The following is a 13314-nucleotide window of genomic DNA, read 5'->3' on the forward strand; positions in this document are numbered from 1 at the left end:
TTTAAACGGGGGCAATGCTCAAGCCCCCTGTTTGTTGACGCGTTGGTTATTCTCCGGGTAACTCACCCACAACCTGACCATCATTTCGGCAGCCTAATTTCTGAAAAAGGCCTCCGACGTCGCCTTGTCCAGGACCACGAGGTTGTGAATCGACTTGATCGCTGAGAAATCGCACTGAGCCATCGCATAATAATATGTTGGCTCCACCTCGATGTGGACTTGAAAATGAATTCAGTCCGGAATTGATTTCATTGCCGTAGCTTGTGTCGGTTACCTGATCGGTTTCTGAACTATTCGACCGCACCCCCGGCCAGATGCCAGCCGCGCTTTTCACGGAACGCTCGCTAATCATCAATGTGTTGCTGGTTCCATCGGTGATATCTCTAAAACCAACCCGACTGTTCCACCAGCCGATCCCGTTAGTGTGGAGGCGTGTAGGCAATGCTCCGGGCCAATTCATTGAGCCGTCCAGAGGAGTCATTCGCGGGACAGGTTCCGTTCCATAATTCATTGAATAATTGGAAGTCCCCCAGTCGCCGCGCATCGGATTAGTCACTGGAGTGGAGTCTGCCGGACAGCGATAAGTTGAAATTTCTCTCTTCAGGTACTTCGCTTCCACATACTCCAATGCACCCTCATTATTAGGGGCAGAAGGACGAATGGCATCATATAACGGTGCCTCTTCAACAAATGGCAGGATTGAAACTTGCCAGCCAAAGCCACTGGGAGATTGTGCATAAGGTGTTTTACGAACCCAACCTGGTGGAAAAGTGCGATACACATCGTGATAGTTATGCATTGCCAGCCCCAACTGTTTCAGGTGGATAATGCACTCTCGTTCTCGTGCCTGATTTCGCGATTCCTGGATTGTAGGTAACACTAAACTCGTGATGACTACAATGATCGCCAGAGTAATCATCAGTTCTATGACTGTGAAACCTTGGGAATGGAGTTTCTGCGATTCCATAGTATTTCTCCAATTGGCATTTCCGTGATTAACTCAAACAGACGAAGGAATTGTGCATCGAGAAATATTAAAAAAATGGAATTTCAACGATTCGCCATTCTGAATCCTTCAGTTCCCATCGTAATTGAATGAAACCATCCCGTGACAAGCCTCCTCTTGCTGACTGCAATGCTTCGCGTGCCTGCTTATTGCCATCGACAAATCGCCAGTTTTTGCCGACCTTCTCGAACGCAACAATTCGATCGCTGGGTGCACCAAGTTCATCAAATTGATAGCGGTACTGATTCGCATTCGGATAATTTTTGCCTGTGGAGATCTGAAAAACGGCTAACGTCATCCCCTGAAAATTTGTGATCGTTGCCTCGATGCTCAACAACTGCTGAAAATCCTGCTGCAGTTGCTTCAATTGAATTTCATTTTCTGAAAGCTGTTCAACAACCCACGATTCCTGCTCCTCTTCTTTCAACTGTTCCAATTCGGCCAGAGGATAGAGTTTATTGATGAAGTCCTGGTAATTCTTGGCCTGCAAATCGGCCAATCCACTTCTTATGACTTTTGAGATATCATCCCCGTATCCGGTGACATCGAATTCGGTTTTCTTTTTGACTGGTGAAGGTGGGGCAAACGCTTTCGATTCTTCCTCAGTCATTTTGACGAACAGGACTGCTTCCTGATTTTCATCCATTATGAGCAAAGGGGCTGCTGCAAACAGGTTGAGGACATTTCGCATCCGCTCGATTTCAGAAGGAACCGGCTTTTCTTCTGAATAGCCGAAGGCGTCAGAATCGAGATACTTCTCTGTAAAAGCAGTGAAGTCCTGATTCAGCAATTTAATCGCATCAGTGGTGTCTGTCTTGAGGCGGTCTTCAAGACGCTCCCTCAACATCTCCTCCGAGCGACTCCGTCTTGCTCGTTGATTCCGCTGAGCCTGCACCGTTTCGGCAAAAAATCCGATGCCAACGAGGATCATCAAACCGGGAATGATAAAACGCGTGTTCCTCATCATGACTGATCCTCTTCTCCTGACTAAAGGCGAGCCGAGCCAGTCATGGCTCGGGGGTTTTCACGAGTCCTGTGTATCATCTTCTTCAAGCGACAATCACTCCGCCCGAAACACTTCATGACATTGATCACAGGAATGATTACTGATTTTGTAAAACTCAGCGATTTTCGCTTTGTCCTTTTCTTTGATCGCTCCGATCATATTTGTCATCGCCTGCTGTCCATCCTTCGCCCACTTGTCCCATTGCTCAGCTTGGGAATCCTCTTCGAGATAGCTGTGATCAGCCAGCATCGCCAAACCAAGAATCGCATTGGTCGCAGCATTCAGCTGTTCTGAAGCTTTACCGCGTGTACGAAGCAAAGAACGAGATAAACCCCCATTGCGATCATTCATTTCTTCCATCATGTCATACATCCCGATCAACTCATCCCAGGGATGCATCTCTTCATGTTCGCCCGAAGCTTCCCCCTTCATGGCAGTTTTGATTGTCTGCAATTGCTCAACACAGGCTTCATGCCCTGCATAATCCTGCAAAGCGAGCCCGGCATCACGGAGAGTCGGAGCAGCAATTTTCGTCTGTGCTCCTCCCTCATGTTCAATCAATGCCTGCGAGAAGCAAGCCAGCACACCGCCAGCTCGCACAATGAATTCTTCATTGTCATCATACTTCTCAGGATCTGCCAGTAATTTTTCAAGCGTTTCGACCTTATCCTCCATCCCAGCAACAATTAACTCGATGGGGGCAACTTTGGTCGGTGAGACGGGAGCCTGGGCGAAACTCATCGTCGTAGTAGCAAACAGCAAACAGGCAGAGAATATTAACGATTTCATGGAGAGAGCTCCTCAAATTTCAGTCAGCAGGGGAGAGTTCAGTTATCATTTGATTCTCACATGTCTCAACTTTGAAATCAACTCTCTTTGAGTGGCCAGTATCGAGTGGTGAGAGAGTCGATTTCCTGGAACCCGGGTGGCGGGGGCGCTCCGCTTTAGCGGAAGCCCCCGTAAGTTTTACGATTCGGGGGATTCTCTTCGAGAGCGCCCCCGCCACCCGGGTTTAATGACTTTCGCAAAGAACTCCATTCTGAGTCAGTCGTCTGTATTGTTGGGTTACGCTTCGCTATCCCAACAAACATCGATCAAAACGAAAACGGCCCTTCACAACTGATCTCATCGACCGGCTTTCTTCCCGTCGGTTCTTCTCGTCCCCGTAATTCTTCCGATAGCACTTCCAGTTCTCCCGGCTGGCCAATTGCAATCATTGCTTCGACGGCATAGTCGTCCGGGATTTTCAACTCGCGACGAGCATTGGACTGATTGAACCCGGCCATGCCATGCACGACCAGTCCCATGGTTGCTCCCTGCAAAGCCAGATTCTCAAAAGCAGCCCCGGCATCAAAGGTATGGACTGGATTTGGATTGCCATTTCGGGAAAAGACTTTGTGCGAGACTACTACCATCAGCACGGCAGCCTTGTCGCACCAGGCTTGATTAGCTTCCATCAACAGGTTGAAGAATGTCTGCCAGTGCTCGCTATCGCGAGTCGCATACAGAAATCGCCATTCCTGCTCGTTGTATGTACTCGGTGCCCAGCGAGCCGCTTCGAGCAGAGACATCAATTGAGCCTCTGGAATCGCCTCCCCCGAAATCGCCCGCGGCGACCAACGCATCAAAAACAATTCGTTAATCGGATGATCTGACTGACGATGATCCAGTGGGTTGGGTAACTGTGTCATTTGTTTTTCCTTGAAATGAATTAATTCATGGCATTACAAGCACGAAGCGCAAGCAAGTGTGTTGGAATTTTTCAATACAAACTCGCTTGCGATTTTTGCGACTCTATGAGGAGACTATTCAACATCCGTTTGTTAATCCTTGCCGGAAAAATAAGCGGATGTGCCCGTTGCCATCACTGCTGCTCCAATCCGATTGAGTGCGAGAACATAAGCAGCCGTTCGCATCGAAACACGATGTTCCTCCATCAGTTCATAGACATGTTCAAACTGTTTGCACATGTTTTCCTCCAGGCGATGATTCACTTTTTCCTCTGTCCAGTAATCACCTGCCCGATTCTGAACCCATTCGAAGTAACTGACCGTCACGCCCCCCGCATTCGCGAGAATGTCCGGCACGATGATCAAATCTTCTTTCCGATCGAGAATCGCATCGGCTTCAATGGTAACAGGACCATTAGCCACTTCGACTATGACACGAGCAGATATTTTCTCGGCATTGTCTTCGGTGATCGCATCCTGCAACGCAGCCGGAATGAGAATATCGACATCCAGTTCGAGCAGTTCTTCATTGGAGATCGTTTTCGCATCGACCGCTTCACAAACCGAGCCTTCGCAATAGACCGCTTTTAATTCTCGGCTTTCATTCTTTGCATGCATCAGGCTGGGCACATCGAAACCTTCCTCTCGATAGATGCCCCCTTTGGAATCACTGACGGCTACAATGCGATACCCATCTGCATGTAGCAATTCCGCGACACTTTGACCGGCATTCCCAAACCCCTGGACGGCCACTGTAACCTCTTTCGGATTCCAGCCCCGCTTCTTTTCCAACTGTTTCACACAATGATAAGCCCCACGTCCGGTTGCGGCGGAACGTCCCAGAGAACCGCCCAGTGCAATCGGCTTGCCTGTGATGACATCGGGCGAATGCTTGCGGACAATCGTCGAATACTCATTCATCATCCAGCCCATGATACGTTCATTCGTGTAAACATCGGGAGCAGGAATGTCGGTATCGGGTCCAATGAAATCGGCAATTCGTTCGATAAAGCCTCGCGAAAGTCGTTCCAGTTCCAAAGGGGAGAGTTCTTTCGGATTCACAATCACCCCCCCTTTGGCACCGCCGTAGGGAATATCCATCACCGCACATTTGCAGGTCATCCACAACGAGAGAGCCTTCACTTCCTCCAGATTCACTTCCGGATGAAAACGAATCCCGCCCTTCGTCGGCCCTCGTGTCGCATCGTGTCGAACCCGGTACCCCGGAAAGATTTTCAGCGATCCATCATCCATGCGAACGGGAATTGCGACCTGAATAATCTGAATCGGATGCTGCATCCGCTGAATGGTTTCCTGATCAATCTCCGCATACTTCCCGGCTACATCCAACCGGCCAAGCGCATCCTGAAAAATAATTTCGTGATCCTGATTGGACATCGGCGAGGCTCTTTCGTAATCCAGAGAGTAGTGGTGTCAAGTATCAATTAATCTCGCTTATTCTCGCAGGTATCGATCACGATGCAAACTCAACTTCTCATTTTCTTATCAACGATAATTTGGGTCGCAAATTTTCATACTCGCTCTAACATGTGATTGACCCCGATTCTCTCCATTTTAGCGTACTCACTTCCATGCGAAATTTGATACTTATTCTTGGCGATCAACTCGATCATCACTCAGCGGTTTTCAATCAGTTCGATGCCAAAACGGATTCCGTCTGGATGGCAGAAGTTGCCGAGGAAGCGACGCACGTCTGGTGTCACAAGCTTCGCATTGCGATGTTCTTCTCGGCGATGCGACATTTTCGCGATGAACTCCGTGAAAAAGAAATCTCAGTTCATTACCACCAACTTCCCCAGCAACCCTCTAAAGATTCCGGCTCCTCGTTTAGGGAAGTCCTTAAATTGGATATTGAACGTCTCCAGCCTCAGAAGCTCATCCTGGTGCATCCGGGGGATCATCGGGTGCTGAAAGCATTTCAAAGAGCTGTCAAAGAATGGGACATTCCTCTGGAGATCCGTGAAGATCGACACTTTTACTGCACGCTTGAAGAGTTTGAAGAATTCGCAGCTGACCGCAAAGAACTCCGGCTCGAATACTTCTATCGGATGCTGCGGAAACGAGAGAATATTCTCGTCAACGATAATGGAGAGCCCGAAGGTGGGGAGTGGAATCTGGATCATGAAAATCGGGAAGCGTTTCCGAAATCGGGGCCGAAATCCGGATTGAAGCCGAGACGATTCCGACCGGATGACATCACAAAACAGGTGATCGAAATGGTCTCCGCTCGTTTCAAAGATCATCCCGGCTCTCTCGATCACTTTGACATTCCGGTCACACGATCCGAATCGTTGAAGAAGTTGAACCACTTCATCAAAGAGTATCTTCCCAACTTCGGTAAATATGAAGATGCCATGTGGACCGACGAAACGACCCTTTATCACTCACAACTCTCTGCTTGTCTGAATCTCAAACTGCTCAACCCCCGCGACTGTGTCGACCGAGCCCTCAAAGCCTGGCAGAACGACGAAGCGCCCTTGAATTCGGTGGAAGGCTTTATCCGGCAGATTCTCGGCTGGCGGGAATTCATTCGCTGTGTTTACTGGTCGAAGATGCCGAAGTATGAATCGCTCAATCATTTTGAAACCACGCATGACGTTCCCCAGTTTTTCTGGGATGGTCAGACCGATATGGAATGTGTCCGTCAGTCGATGAATTCCGTCATCAATCATGGTTACGCCCATCATATCCATCGCCTGATGGTCCTCGGGAATCTGAGCATGCTTGCCGGGGTCGATCCCTACAAATTCCACGAATGGCACATGGCAATGTATCTCGATGCCATCGACTGGGTTTCACTTCCGAACACTCTCGGCATGAGTCAATACGGCGACGGCGGCATCGTTGGCTCCAAACCGTACTGCTCGTCGGGCAACTACATCAACAAAATGAGCAACTTCTGCAAAAACTGCCGCTATAACTTTAAAGAGAAAACCGGGGAAAAAGCCTGCCCCATCACAACTCTTTACTGGGACTTCCTCGACAGAAATTATAACAAACTCAAAAACAATCCGCGGATGAATTTTCAGGTGAAGAATCTGGAAAAACTCCGGAAGAAATCGGATGAGATGGAAGCAGTGCGGGATCAGGCGGAGTCCATTAAGAGTGACTGGCTTCAATGATTTTCCAGATGAAAGGTTGAAGTCACAGCCTGAAGAGAAGTAAGTTTAGTTCGAATCGTACACTCTAAGAGGAAACCAAAACATGCAAATTCATGCCTTAGGAACAGGCGGTTATCATCCCAACGAAGTCCGGCACACCGCTTCGTTCTTACTGCCCGAGGCTGGAATTCTGTTTGATGCCGGGACAGCCACATTCCGTGTCACTGAACGACTCCTGCGTAAAGATCTGCATCTGTTTCTGACGCATCCGCACTGGGATCATATTATTGGTTTGACTTATTTGTATGTGCCGATGCTGCTGGAGCAGATTCAATCCATCAAACTGTATGGCAATCGCTACACGTTGGAAGCAGTCAAAAAACATCTGTTTGCCGAGCCGACATTTTCGCACATGCCGGCTTTTGAACTGATCGAGCTGGAATCGTTTGAGCAGCCGGAAGTTCAAATTGATTCGTATCTGGTCCGCTGGCAACCACTGCCGAGTCATCCGGGAGGATCGACCGCTTATGTCGTCGAAGAAAATGGCCAAAAGTTTGCTTACGTGACCGATACTTATGTCGATGGATCGTATGAAGATTTCATTCGCGATGCTGATTTGCTCATTCATGAATGCTACTTCAGTGACGAAACCTCCGAATGGGCTGAGAAAACCGGACACAGTTATCTGACACAAGTCGCCGAACTGGCCAGCAGAACAGACGTCAAAAAACTTCTGCTTACGCATATCGATCCCAGAGAAAATACTGAGGAACCCTGGGATTTGACGGAAGTGAAAACCGTCTTTTCAGAAATTGAGTTTGCGAAAGATTTGCAGAGTTTTCAGCTTTGAATCGATCAGTGAATGGAATGTCAGTCTCTGAATAGCTTTGACGCACATCGATTTTCTCATTAGCGTAACATCTTATTGAACAATGAGAACGTCATTCTACGTTTATCATTCCAGTGTTCGTTGCTATGCTGCGACCTCTTGCGATGCACTCTCGATTACGAAGTTTATGGAACAACGGGCATGAAGAAAATTCTGGGAATCTTGGGATTATTGATTTTTGTCTGCGTGATCACAGCGATTAACAATCCCAAATTTCTGCTGGCCAACAACATTGAACAACTCCTGCATCGGACGGCTCTGTTCGGCATCATCAGCCTGGGAGCTGCATTCGTGATTATGACGGGCGGAATCGATCTTTCGATTGGTTCTGTCATTGGATTGACAGGTTCACTGATGCCACTCCTGTTAGTCGAAAAACATTGGTCAGTCCCAGGGACAATCGCATTTGTCGGAAGTCTCTCTCTTGTTATTGGCTTGGCGCATGGACTGTTAATCACGAAATTAAAAATCCAGCCATTCATTGTGACTCTCTGCGGACTGCTCCTCTATCGTGGCCTCGCCCGTTGGATCACGGAAGACAGCAACCTGCGGTTTGGATCGGATTATCCGGGTCTGATGTGGTATGTGAAATCGAAACTGGAGATTGGCTTACCGGTCGCCATTCCAGTGCCAGCGATCATCTTTCTGATTCTGGCAATCCTCTCCTGGATTTTTCTGAACCGAACCATCTGGGGACGTCACCTGATGGCTCTCGGACGTAATGAACAAGCCGCCCGATTCAGCGGAATCGCCACCGACCGGCTGACCATTCTCGCCTATGTGTTTTGTGCAGGATTGGCTGGTTTGGGTGGGGTGCTGTTTGCACTGGATCAAAACACTGTCCAGCCAAGTGCCCATGGAAACTTTTACGAACTCTACGCCATAGCCGCAGCTGTGCTTGGGGGATGTAGTCTGCGTGGTGGAGAAGGAAGTATTATCGGCGTTGCAATTGGAGCCGCGTTATTACGCGTCCTCTACAATGCTATCATCATGGCCGACATTCCTTCGCAACTCGACTTCGCAATCATTGGCATGGTGATTCTGGGAGGAGTGATCGCCGACGAATTGATCAAACGCTATGCCGCCAGGAAAAGACTTCAGGCTGCTCGTATGCAGTCGACGAAAGAGTAAGTTAGCAATCCAGACAAGTAGGACAGGCATCCAGCCTGTCTATTTTCGAGAGTAGTAGAAAGTAAAACTTCACCATGGATGGCACGTCCCAGAACGAAGTGTTGGGCGTGATGATTTCACCAGGACACTCCCTTCTCAATGTTCAAAAAGGTGTAAGACAGGCGTTGCTTGACCTATGACTGTCAATAAGAGCGATGAGCGATTTAGACAGGCTGGAAGCCTGTCCTACGAGTTTTAGATATTCGATTTCATTGAAAGTCTGCTGTGAGTCAAGCTGAAATCATAACACCTGACACAATAAAATCTTCGCCCAGATCCTGGCAGAATCGTCTCGGGCGATTCCTTCTATTGCTACTGATTTTATATGTGGGAGTCATTCTGGTGCTCACGCTGATCCAAAGAAAATTGATTTATCATCCCACGAAGGTCGCAACTTTAAATGTAAAAGACTGGGAATTTGCCGAAGGACGCTGTCTACCCGTAACCTTTGAAGTGGAACCTGGTTACACACTGCATGGCTGGCATGTGCTGCCGCCAAGTCATCAGGCTCTCAATCGCAAAGAGCAGCAACAGGAACTGGATGCGGGGCGTCCTGTCATCATTTACTATCCGGGCAATGCCGGGCATCGTGGCTACCGGGCTGATCAATTAAAACGACTCAGTTCTCTAAATGCAGACATCTTCCTTATCGACTACCGAGGCTATGCCGAGAATCCCGGCAGTCCCAGTGAAAAAGCTTATCTTCACGATGCCCGATTCATTTTAGATGCTCTCGTCGCAGAGTATCAAATTGAACCTGCACGATTTGTGCTATTGGGGGAATCGCTCGGCGGAGGCATTGCGACCGCTCTTGCCAACCAGTTATCCCAGGAAGGAACGGAACTGGCAGGCTTGTTTCTGCAGGCTCCGTTCAGTTCGCTGGTTGCGATAGCTGGAGAACGCTTTCCGTGGCTACCGGTCGACTGGATGATGGTTGATCGATATCCGTCTATCGAACGAATTCCGGAAGTGACCTGCCCCATCACTATCATTCATGGACGGCAGGATTCCATCATCCCTTTTGCCCAAGCTCAACAATTATTCGAAACGGCTCCCGATCATTCCTCTGCTGGAATCTCAAAAACATTCCTCGAAATTCCCGGAGCCGGCCATAATGATATTTTCATGATGGCAGAAACCGAATATCTGCGTGCCCTTGAGAAAATGCTCAAACCAATTCGACAAAGTAATATTCCTAACCCGTAGGTCAGGCGACTGCATACGGCTTCGGATCAATGCTCGGCTGCTTCTGCAAAATCAATTCTGAAACTAGTCGGCCCGTGGCGGGGGCAGTCATAATGCCGATCATATTGTGGCCTGCTGCAACGAAGACATTTTGATATTTCGGAGTCGGGCCAATCAAGGGTAAGCCGTTCGGAGTCATTGGTCGCCAGCCGTACCATTGTTCTTCGATCATTTTCCCGACAGGATCCCGCATATACTTCGTGGCTCCTTTGGTCAACAATTCAAGACGTTTCGGATTGATCGTCGTATCGTAGCCAACAAATTCCATTGTCGAGCCGAGTCGATAACCACTTGCCATTGGTGTGATGGCGACTTTTTCATCTTCCAGAATCATCGGAATTTTCGGACAGATTTCAGGGCGAGGCATGGTCAGCGAATAGCCTTTGCCCGGCTGAATCGGAATTTTATAACCGAGTTGCTTATTCAGCATTGGAGTCCACGAGCCTGTCGCAACTACAAGGGCATCGCAAGGCAGAGTTTCCGTTGCATTCGAATTGACGTCGCAAACTTCAATCGATTTGATTTGTCTTTGAGCTGGTACAAATTCTGAAACGCGTGTCATTTCACGAAACTTCACTCCGCGTTCTTCGAGAAGTTTCCGCCAGCCTTTGATCAGTTTATCGGCTCGTAAATGAGCATCCTGTGGGTAAAACCACGCTCCCGCTGCAACTCCCGGCAAGAATGCTGGTTCCATCTTCTCCAGTTCATCGCCAGTCAATTTCTCGGCACCAACGCCGTACTCTTTTGTCATCATTGCATCAAATTGATCGTGCTCATCGAGCGTGTGCTTCGTGCCGTAAACGAACAGGCAGCCCCGTTCTTCGAAGTCGCAATCGATTTGATTGCCTGAGATAAAATCTCGATAAAACTCCCTCGAAAATGTCAATAAATGATGCCGGGCCCAGCCGGCATGACGCATTGCTTTCAAATTCCCATTTCTGGCAAAGCGCAGCAACCAGAAATAGAGTTGGGGATTGAGTGTTGGCTGAACACGAAATGGCCCATTGGGCTTTAACAAAGCCTTAATCGCATTCTTGAATGCCCCCGGACGCGGCAGCGGAAAAACATGGCTCGGATTGATCAGACCACAATTCCCATGCGAACAAGCCGCCCCGATCTTTCCCTGATCGATCACCGTCACCTGCACGCCGGCTTCACTCAAAAAATGAGCCGAAGATAATCCGATGATACCGCCACCAACAATTAAAACATGCTCAGGAAGTTTCGCCATGGGTTACCGATAATCGCAGGATTGGTGGGAATAAATTTCAGTTATAATTCTAAACAGAGGTGTGATCAAAGAATTGATTCAAATCAATGATTTGTCAGTTAAAAAAGACCAAAACTTAAGATCAACAGAGTCCCCTCTCCCTCGGGGAGAGGGTTAGGGTGAGGGGAAATCGATGTCGAATGCATTAAAATCGCTGAAGTCCCCCCTCATCAGGCCTTTGGCCACTTTCTCCCCAGGGAGAAGGAAGTAAACCGCTCCCCAGGGAGAAGGAAGTAAACCGCTCCCCAGGGAGAAGGAAAGTAAATCGCGCTCCCAAGGAGAAGGAAACATTAACTTCCGGGGGCTTCCGCTAAAGCGGAGCGCCCCCGCCACCCGGTTATTTAAGCTCGACTACAAAATAAACTTACTCAAATCTTCATCACTCGCAATTTCGCTCAATTGCTTTTTAACATACACGGCATCGATCACAACTTCTTTTAAATCGTCATTGGGTGCCTGGAAACTGACATCTTCAAGCAAGCGTTCCAACATCGTATGCAGGCGGCGGGCTCCAATGTTCTGGGTGGATTGATTCACCTGATAAGCCATATCAGCCAAAGCATCGATTCCATCTTGAGTATAAGTCAGAGTAACCCCGTCAATCGCCAGCAGTTGTTGATACTGAGTCGTCAATGAGTTTGTGGGTTCGGTTAAAATTCGCAGTAAGTCATCACGATTCAAATCCTGCAGTTCCACGCGGATTGGAAATCGACCCTGCAGTTCCGGCATCAGGTCTGCTGGACGAGACCGATGAAAAGCCCCAGCTGCAATGAACAGCATGTATTCGGTTTTGATGGAACCATGCTTGGTTTGCACGGTGGTTCCTTCAACTATCGGCAGCAGATCCCGCTGCACTCCCTGACGGCTCACATCCGAATTCTTACCAGAATCCTGAGAGCCGCAGATTTTGTCGATCTCATCGATGAAGACGATACCGGAGTTTTCCGCCAGAGCGATCGCTTCCTCTGCAATCGCGTCGCGATCCATCAGCGCATCGGTTTCCTGTTCGAGCAGAATCTTGCGGGCATCGGCAATCGAAACTTTGCGATTCTTCTGCTTCTTCGGCATGATCTTCTCAAACATGTTCTGGACATCCATATCCATTTGATCCATGCCCATGTTGGAAAATACCTGCACGGGAGAGGAGCGTTGTTCCACCTGTAGTTCGACTTCACGTTCTTCCAGAGAGCCATTCTTGAGCATCTCGCGAAATTTCTCACGGCTGCGCGCGTGCTTGTCGTCGAAGTCTTCGGATTTCACATCAGGATTCCAGGACGTCGGAGCATCTGGCAGCAGCAATTCCAGAAGACGATCTTCAACTCGCTGTTCGGCTTTGCTGCGAACTTCGATACTCTTCTTGTTTCGTACAAGCGTGATCGAAGCTTCGACCAGATCGCGAATCATGCTCTCGACATCGCGACCGTAATAACCAACTTCGGTATACTTCGTCGCTTCAATTTTGATAAACGGAGCCCCGGCCATGCTGGCCAGTCGACGAGTGATTTCCGTTTTCCCGACGCCAGTCGGTCCAATCATGATAATATTTTTCGGCGTGATCTCTTTACGGACATCATCTTCAAGTTGACGCCAGCGGTATCGATTTCGCAGAGCAATCGCGACTGCTCGTTTGGCCTGTTGTTGTCCAATGATATGACGATCGAGTGAGTCGACAATTTCCTGTGGTGTCATTTCGAAGTAGGAAGCCGGGGTGGGTTGATCAGTTGTGCTCATGAGCTGTTCCGATGGTATTTTGCTGAGTCAAGGAATACTTGACTAGATCATTAAAATGTAAAACCACAGAGACACAGAGGACACAGAGAGCTGATAATCAATTCAATATTCTCGTTGATTTGATCTCTTTTAAAGTGATCAGCAT

The 13314-nt window shown here is 48.6% G+C and carries 12 protein-coding genes; 4 read left to right on the plus strand and 8 right to left on the minus strand.

All coding sequences use genetic code 11. The features are described 5' to 3' along the window. Nucleotides 1-46: 46 nt before the first annotated feature. The 5 genes from Pan54_RS14480 to Pan54_RS14500 all read right to left on the minus strand — a co-directional run bounded on the left by Pan54_RS14480 (nt 47) and on the right by Pan54_RS14500 (nt 5140). Nucleotides 47-967, minus strand: a complete 921-nt coding sequence (locus Pan54_RS14480) for a DUF1559 family PulG-like putative transporter (RefSeq protein WP_146504159.1) — start codon at nt 965-967, stop codon at nt 47-49. Between the two features lie 67 nt (nt 968-1034). Next, on the minus strand, nt 1035-1973 hold the full coding sequence (locus Pan54_RS14485) for a hypothetical protein (protein WP_146504160.1): 939 nt from the start codon (nt 1971-1973) through the stop codon (nt 1035-1037). Between the two features lie 93 nt (nt 1974-2066). Next, nucleotides 2067-2801: a hypothetical protein gene (locus tag Pan54_RS14490; RefSeq protein ID WP_146504161.1), complete on the minus strand. Its 735-nt coding sequence runs from the start codon at nt 2799-2801 to the stop codon at nt 2067-2069. A gap of 305 nt (nt 2802-3106) precedes the next feature. Further along, complete coding sequence (locus tag Pan54_RS14495; RefSeq protein WP_146504162.1) at nt 3107-3703, minus strand: nitroreductase family protein; 597 nt, start codon at nt 3701-3703, stop codon at nt 3107-3109. Nucleotides 3704-3835: 132 nt separating this feature from the next. Next, nucleotides 3836-5140 carry a Glu/Leu/Phe/Val family dehydrogenase gene (locus tag Pan54_RS14500; protein WP_146504163.1) on the minus strand — a complete coding sequence of 435 codons (1305 nt, stop codon included), beginning with the start codon at nt 5138-5140 and terminating at the stop codon, nt 3836-3838. 194 nt (nt 5141-5334) lie between these two features. Between Pan54_RS14500 and Pan54_RS14505 the strand changes: the two genes are divergently transcribed. The 4 genes from Pan54_RS14505 to Pan54_RS14520 all read left to right on the plus strand — a co-directional run bounded on the left by Pan54_RS14505 (nt 5335) and on the right by Pan54_RS14520 (nt 10129). Then, nucleotides 5335-6885, plus strand: coding sequence for a cryptochrome/photolyase family protein (locus Pan54_RS14505; protein ID WP_146504164.1), 1551 nt, complete (start codon nt 5335-5337; stop codon nt 6883-6885). Between the two features lie 82 nt (nt 6886-6967). Beyond that, nucleotides 6968-7714 (plus strand): MBL fold metallo-hydrolase, encoded by a 747-nt coding sequence (locus tag Pan54_RS14510; RefSeq protein WP_146504165.1) that lies wholly within the window; start codon nt 6968-6970, stop codon nt 7712-7714. 180 nt (nt 7715-7894) lie between these two features. Beyond that, on the plus strand, nt 7895-8884 hold the full coding sequence (locus Pan54_RS14515; RefSeq protein WP_146504166.1) for an ABC transporter permease: 990 nt from the start codon (nt 7895-7897) through the stop codon (nt 8882-8884). Between the two features lie 348 nt (nt 8885-9232). Next, nucleotides 9233-10129: an alpha/beta hydrolase gene (locus Pan54_RS14520; protein WP_165441780.1), complete on the plus strand. Its 897-nt coding sequence runs from the start codon at nt 9233-9235 to the stop codon at nt 10127-10129. Between the two features lies 1 nt (nt 10130). Here Pan54_RS14520 and Pan54_RS14525 read toward each other — a convergent pair whose 3' ends face one another. From Pan54_RS14525 to hslU, 3 genes are all read right to left on the minus strand, one after another. After that, a complete protein-coding gene (locus tag Pan54_RS14525) occupies nt 10131-11399 on the minus strand; it encodes an NAD(P)/FAD-dependent oxidoreductase (protein WP_146504168.1) in 1269 nt (422 codons plus the stop codon). 153 nt (nt 11400-11552) lie between these two features. Further along, nucleotides 11553-11729: a hypothetical protein gene (locus Pan54_RS25900; RefSeq protein ID WP_165441781.1), complete on the minus strand. Its 177-nt coding sequence runs from the start codon at nt 11727-11729 to the stop codon at nt 11553-11555. A 60-nt stretch (nt 11730-11789) separates the two neighbouring features. Continuing rightward, nucleotides 11790-13169 carry an ATP-dependent protease ATPase subunit HslU gene (gene hslU, locus Pan54_RS14530; protein ID WP_242631331.1) on the minus strand — a complete coding sequence of 460 codons (1380 nt, stop codon included), beginning with the start codon at nt 13167-13169 and terminating at the stop codon, nt 11790-11792. Between the last annotated feature and the right edge of the window lie 145 nt (nt 13170-13314).

It is taken from the genome of Rubinisphaera italica, assembly GCF_007859715.1.
Classification (GTDB): domain Bacteria; phylum Planctomycetota; class Planctomycetia; order Planctomycetales; family Planctomycetaceae; genus Rubinisphaera; species Rubinisphaera italica.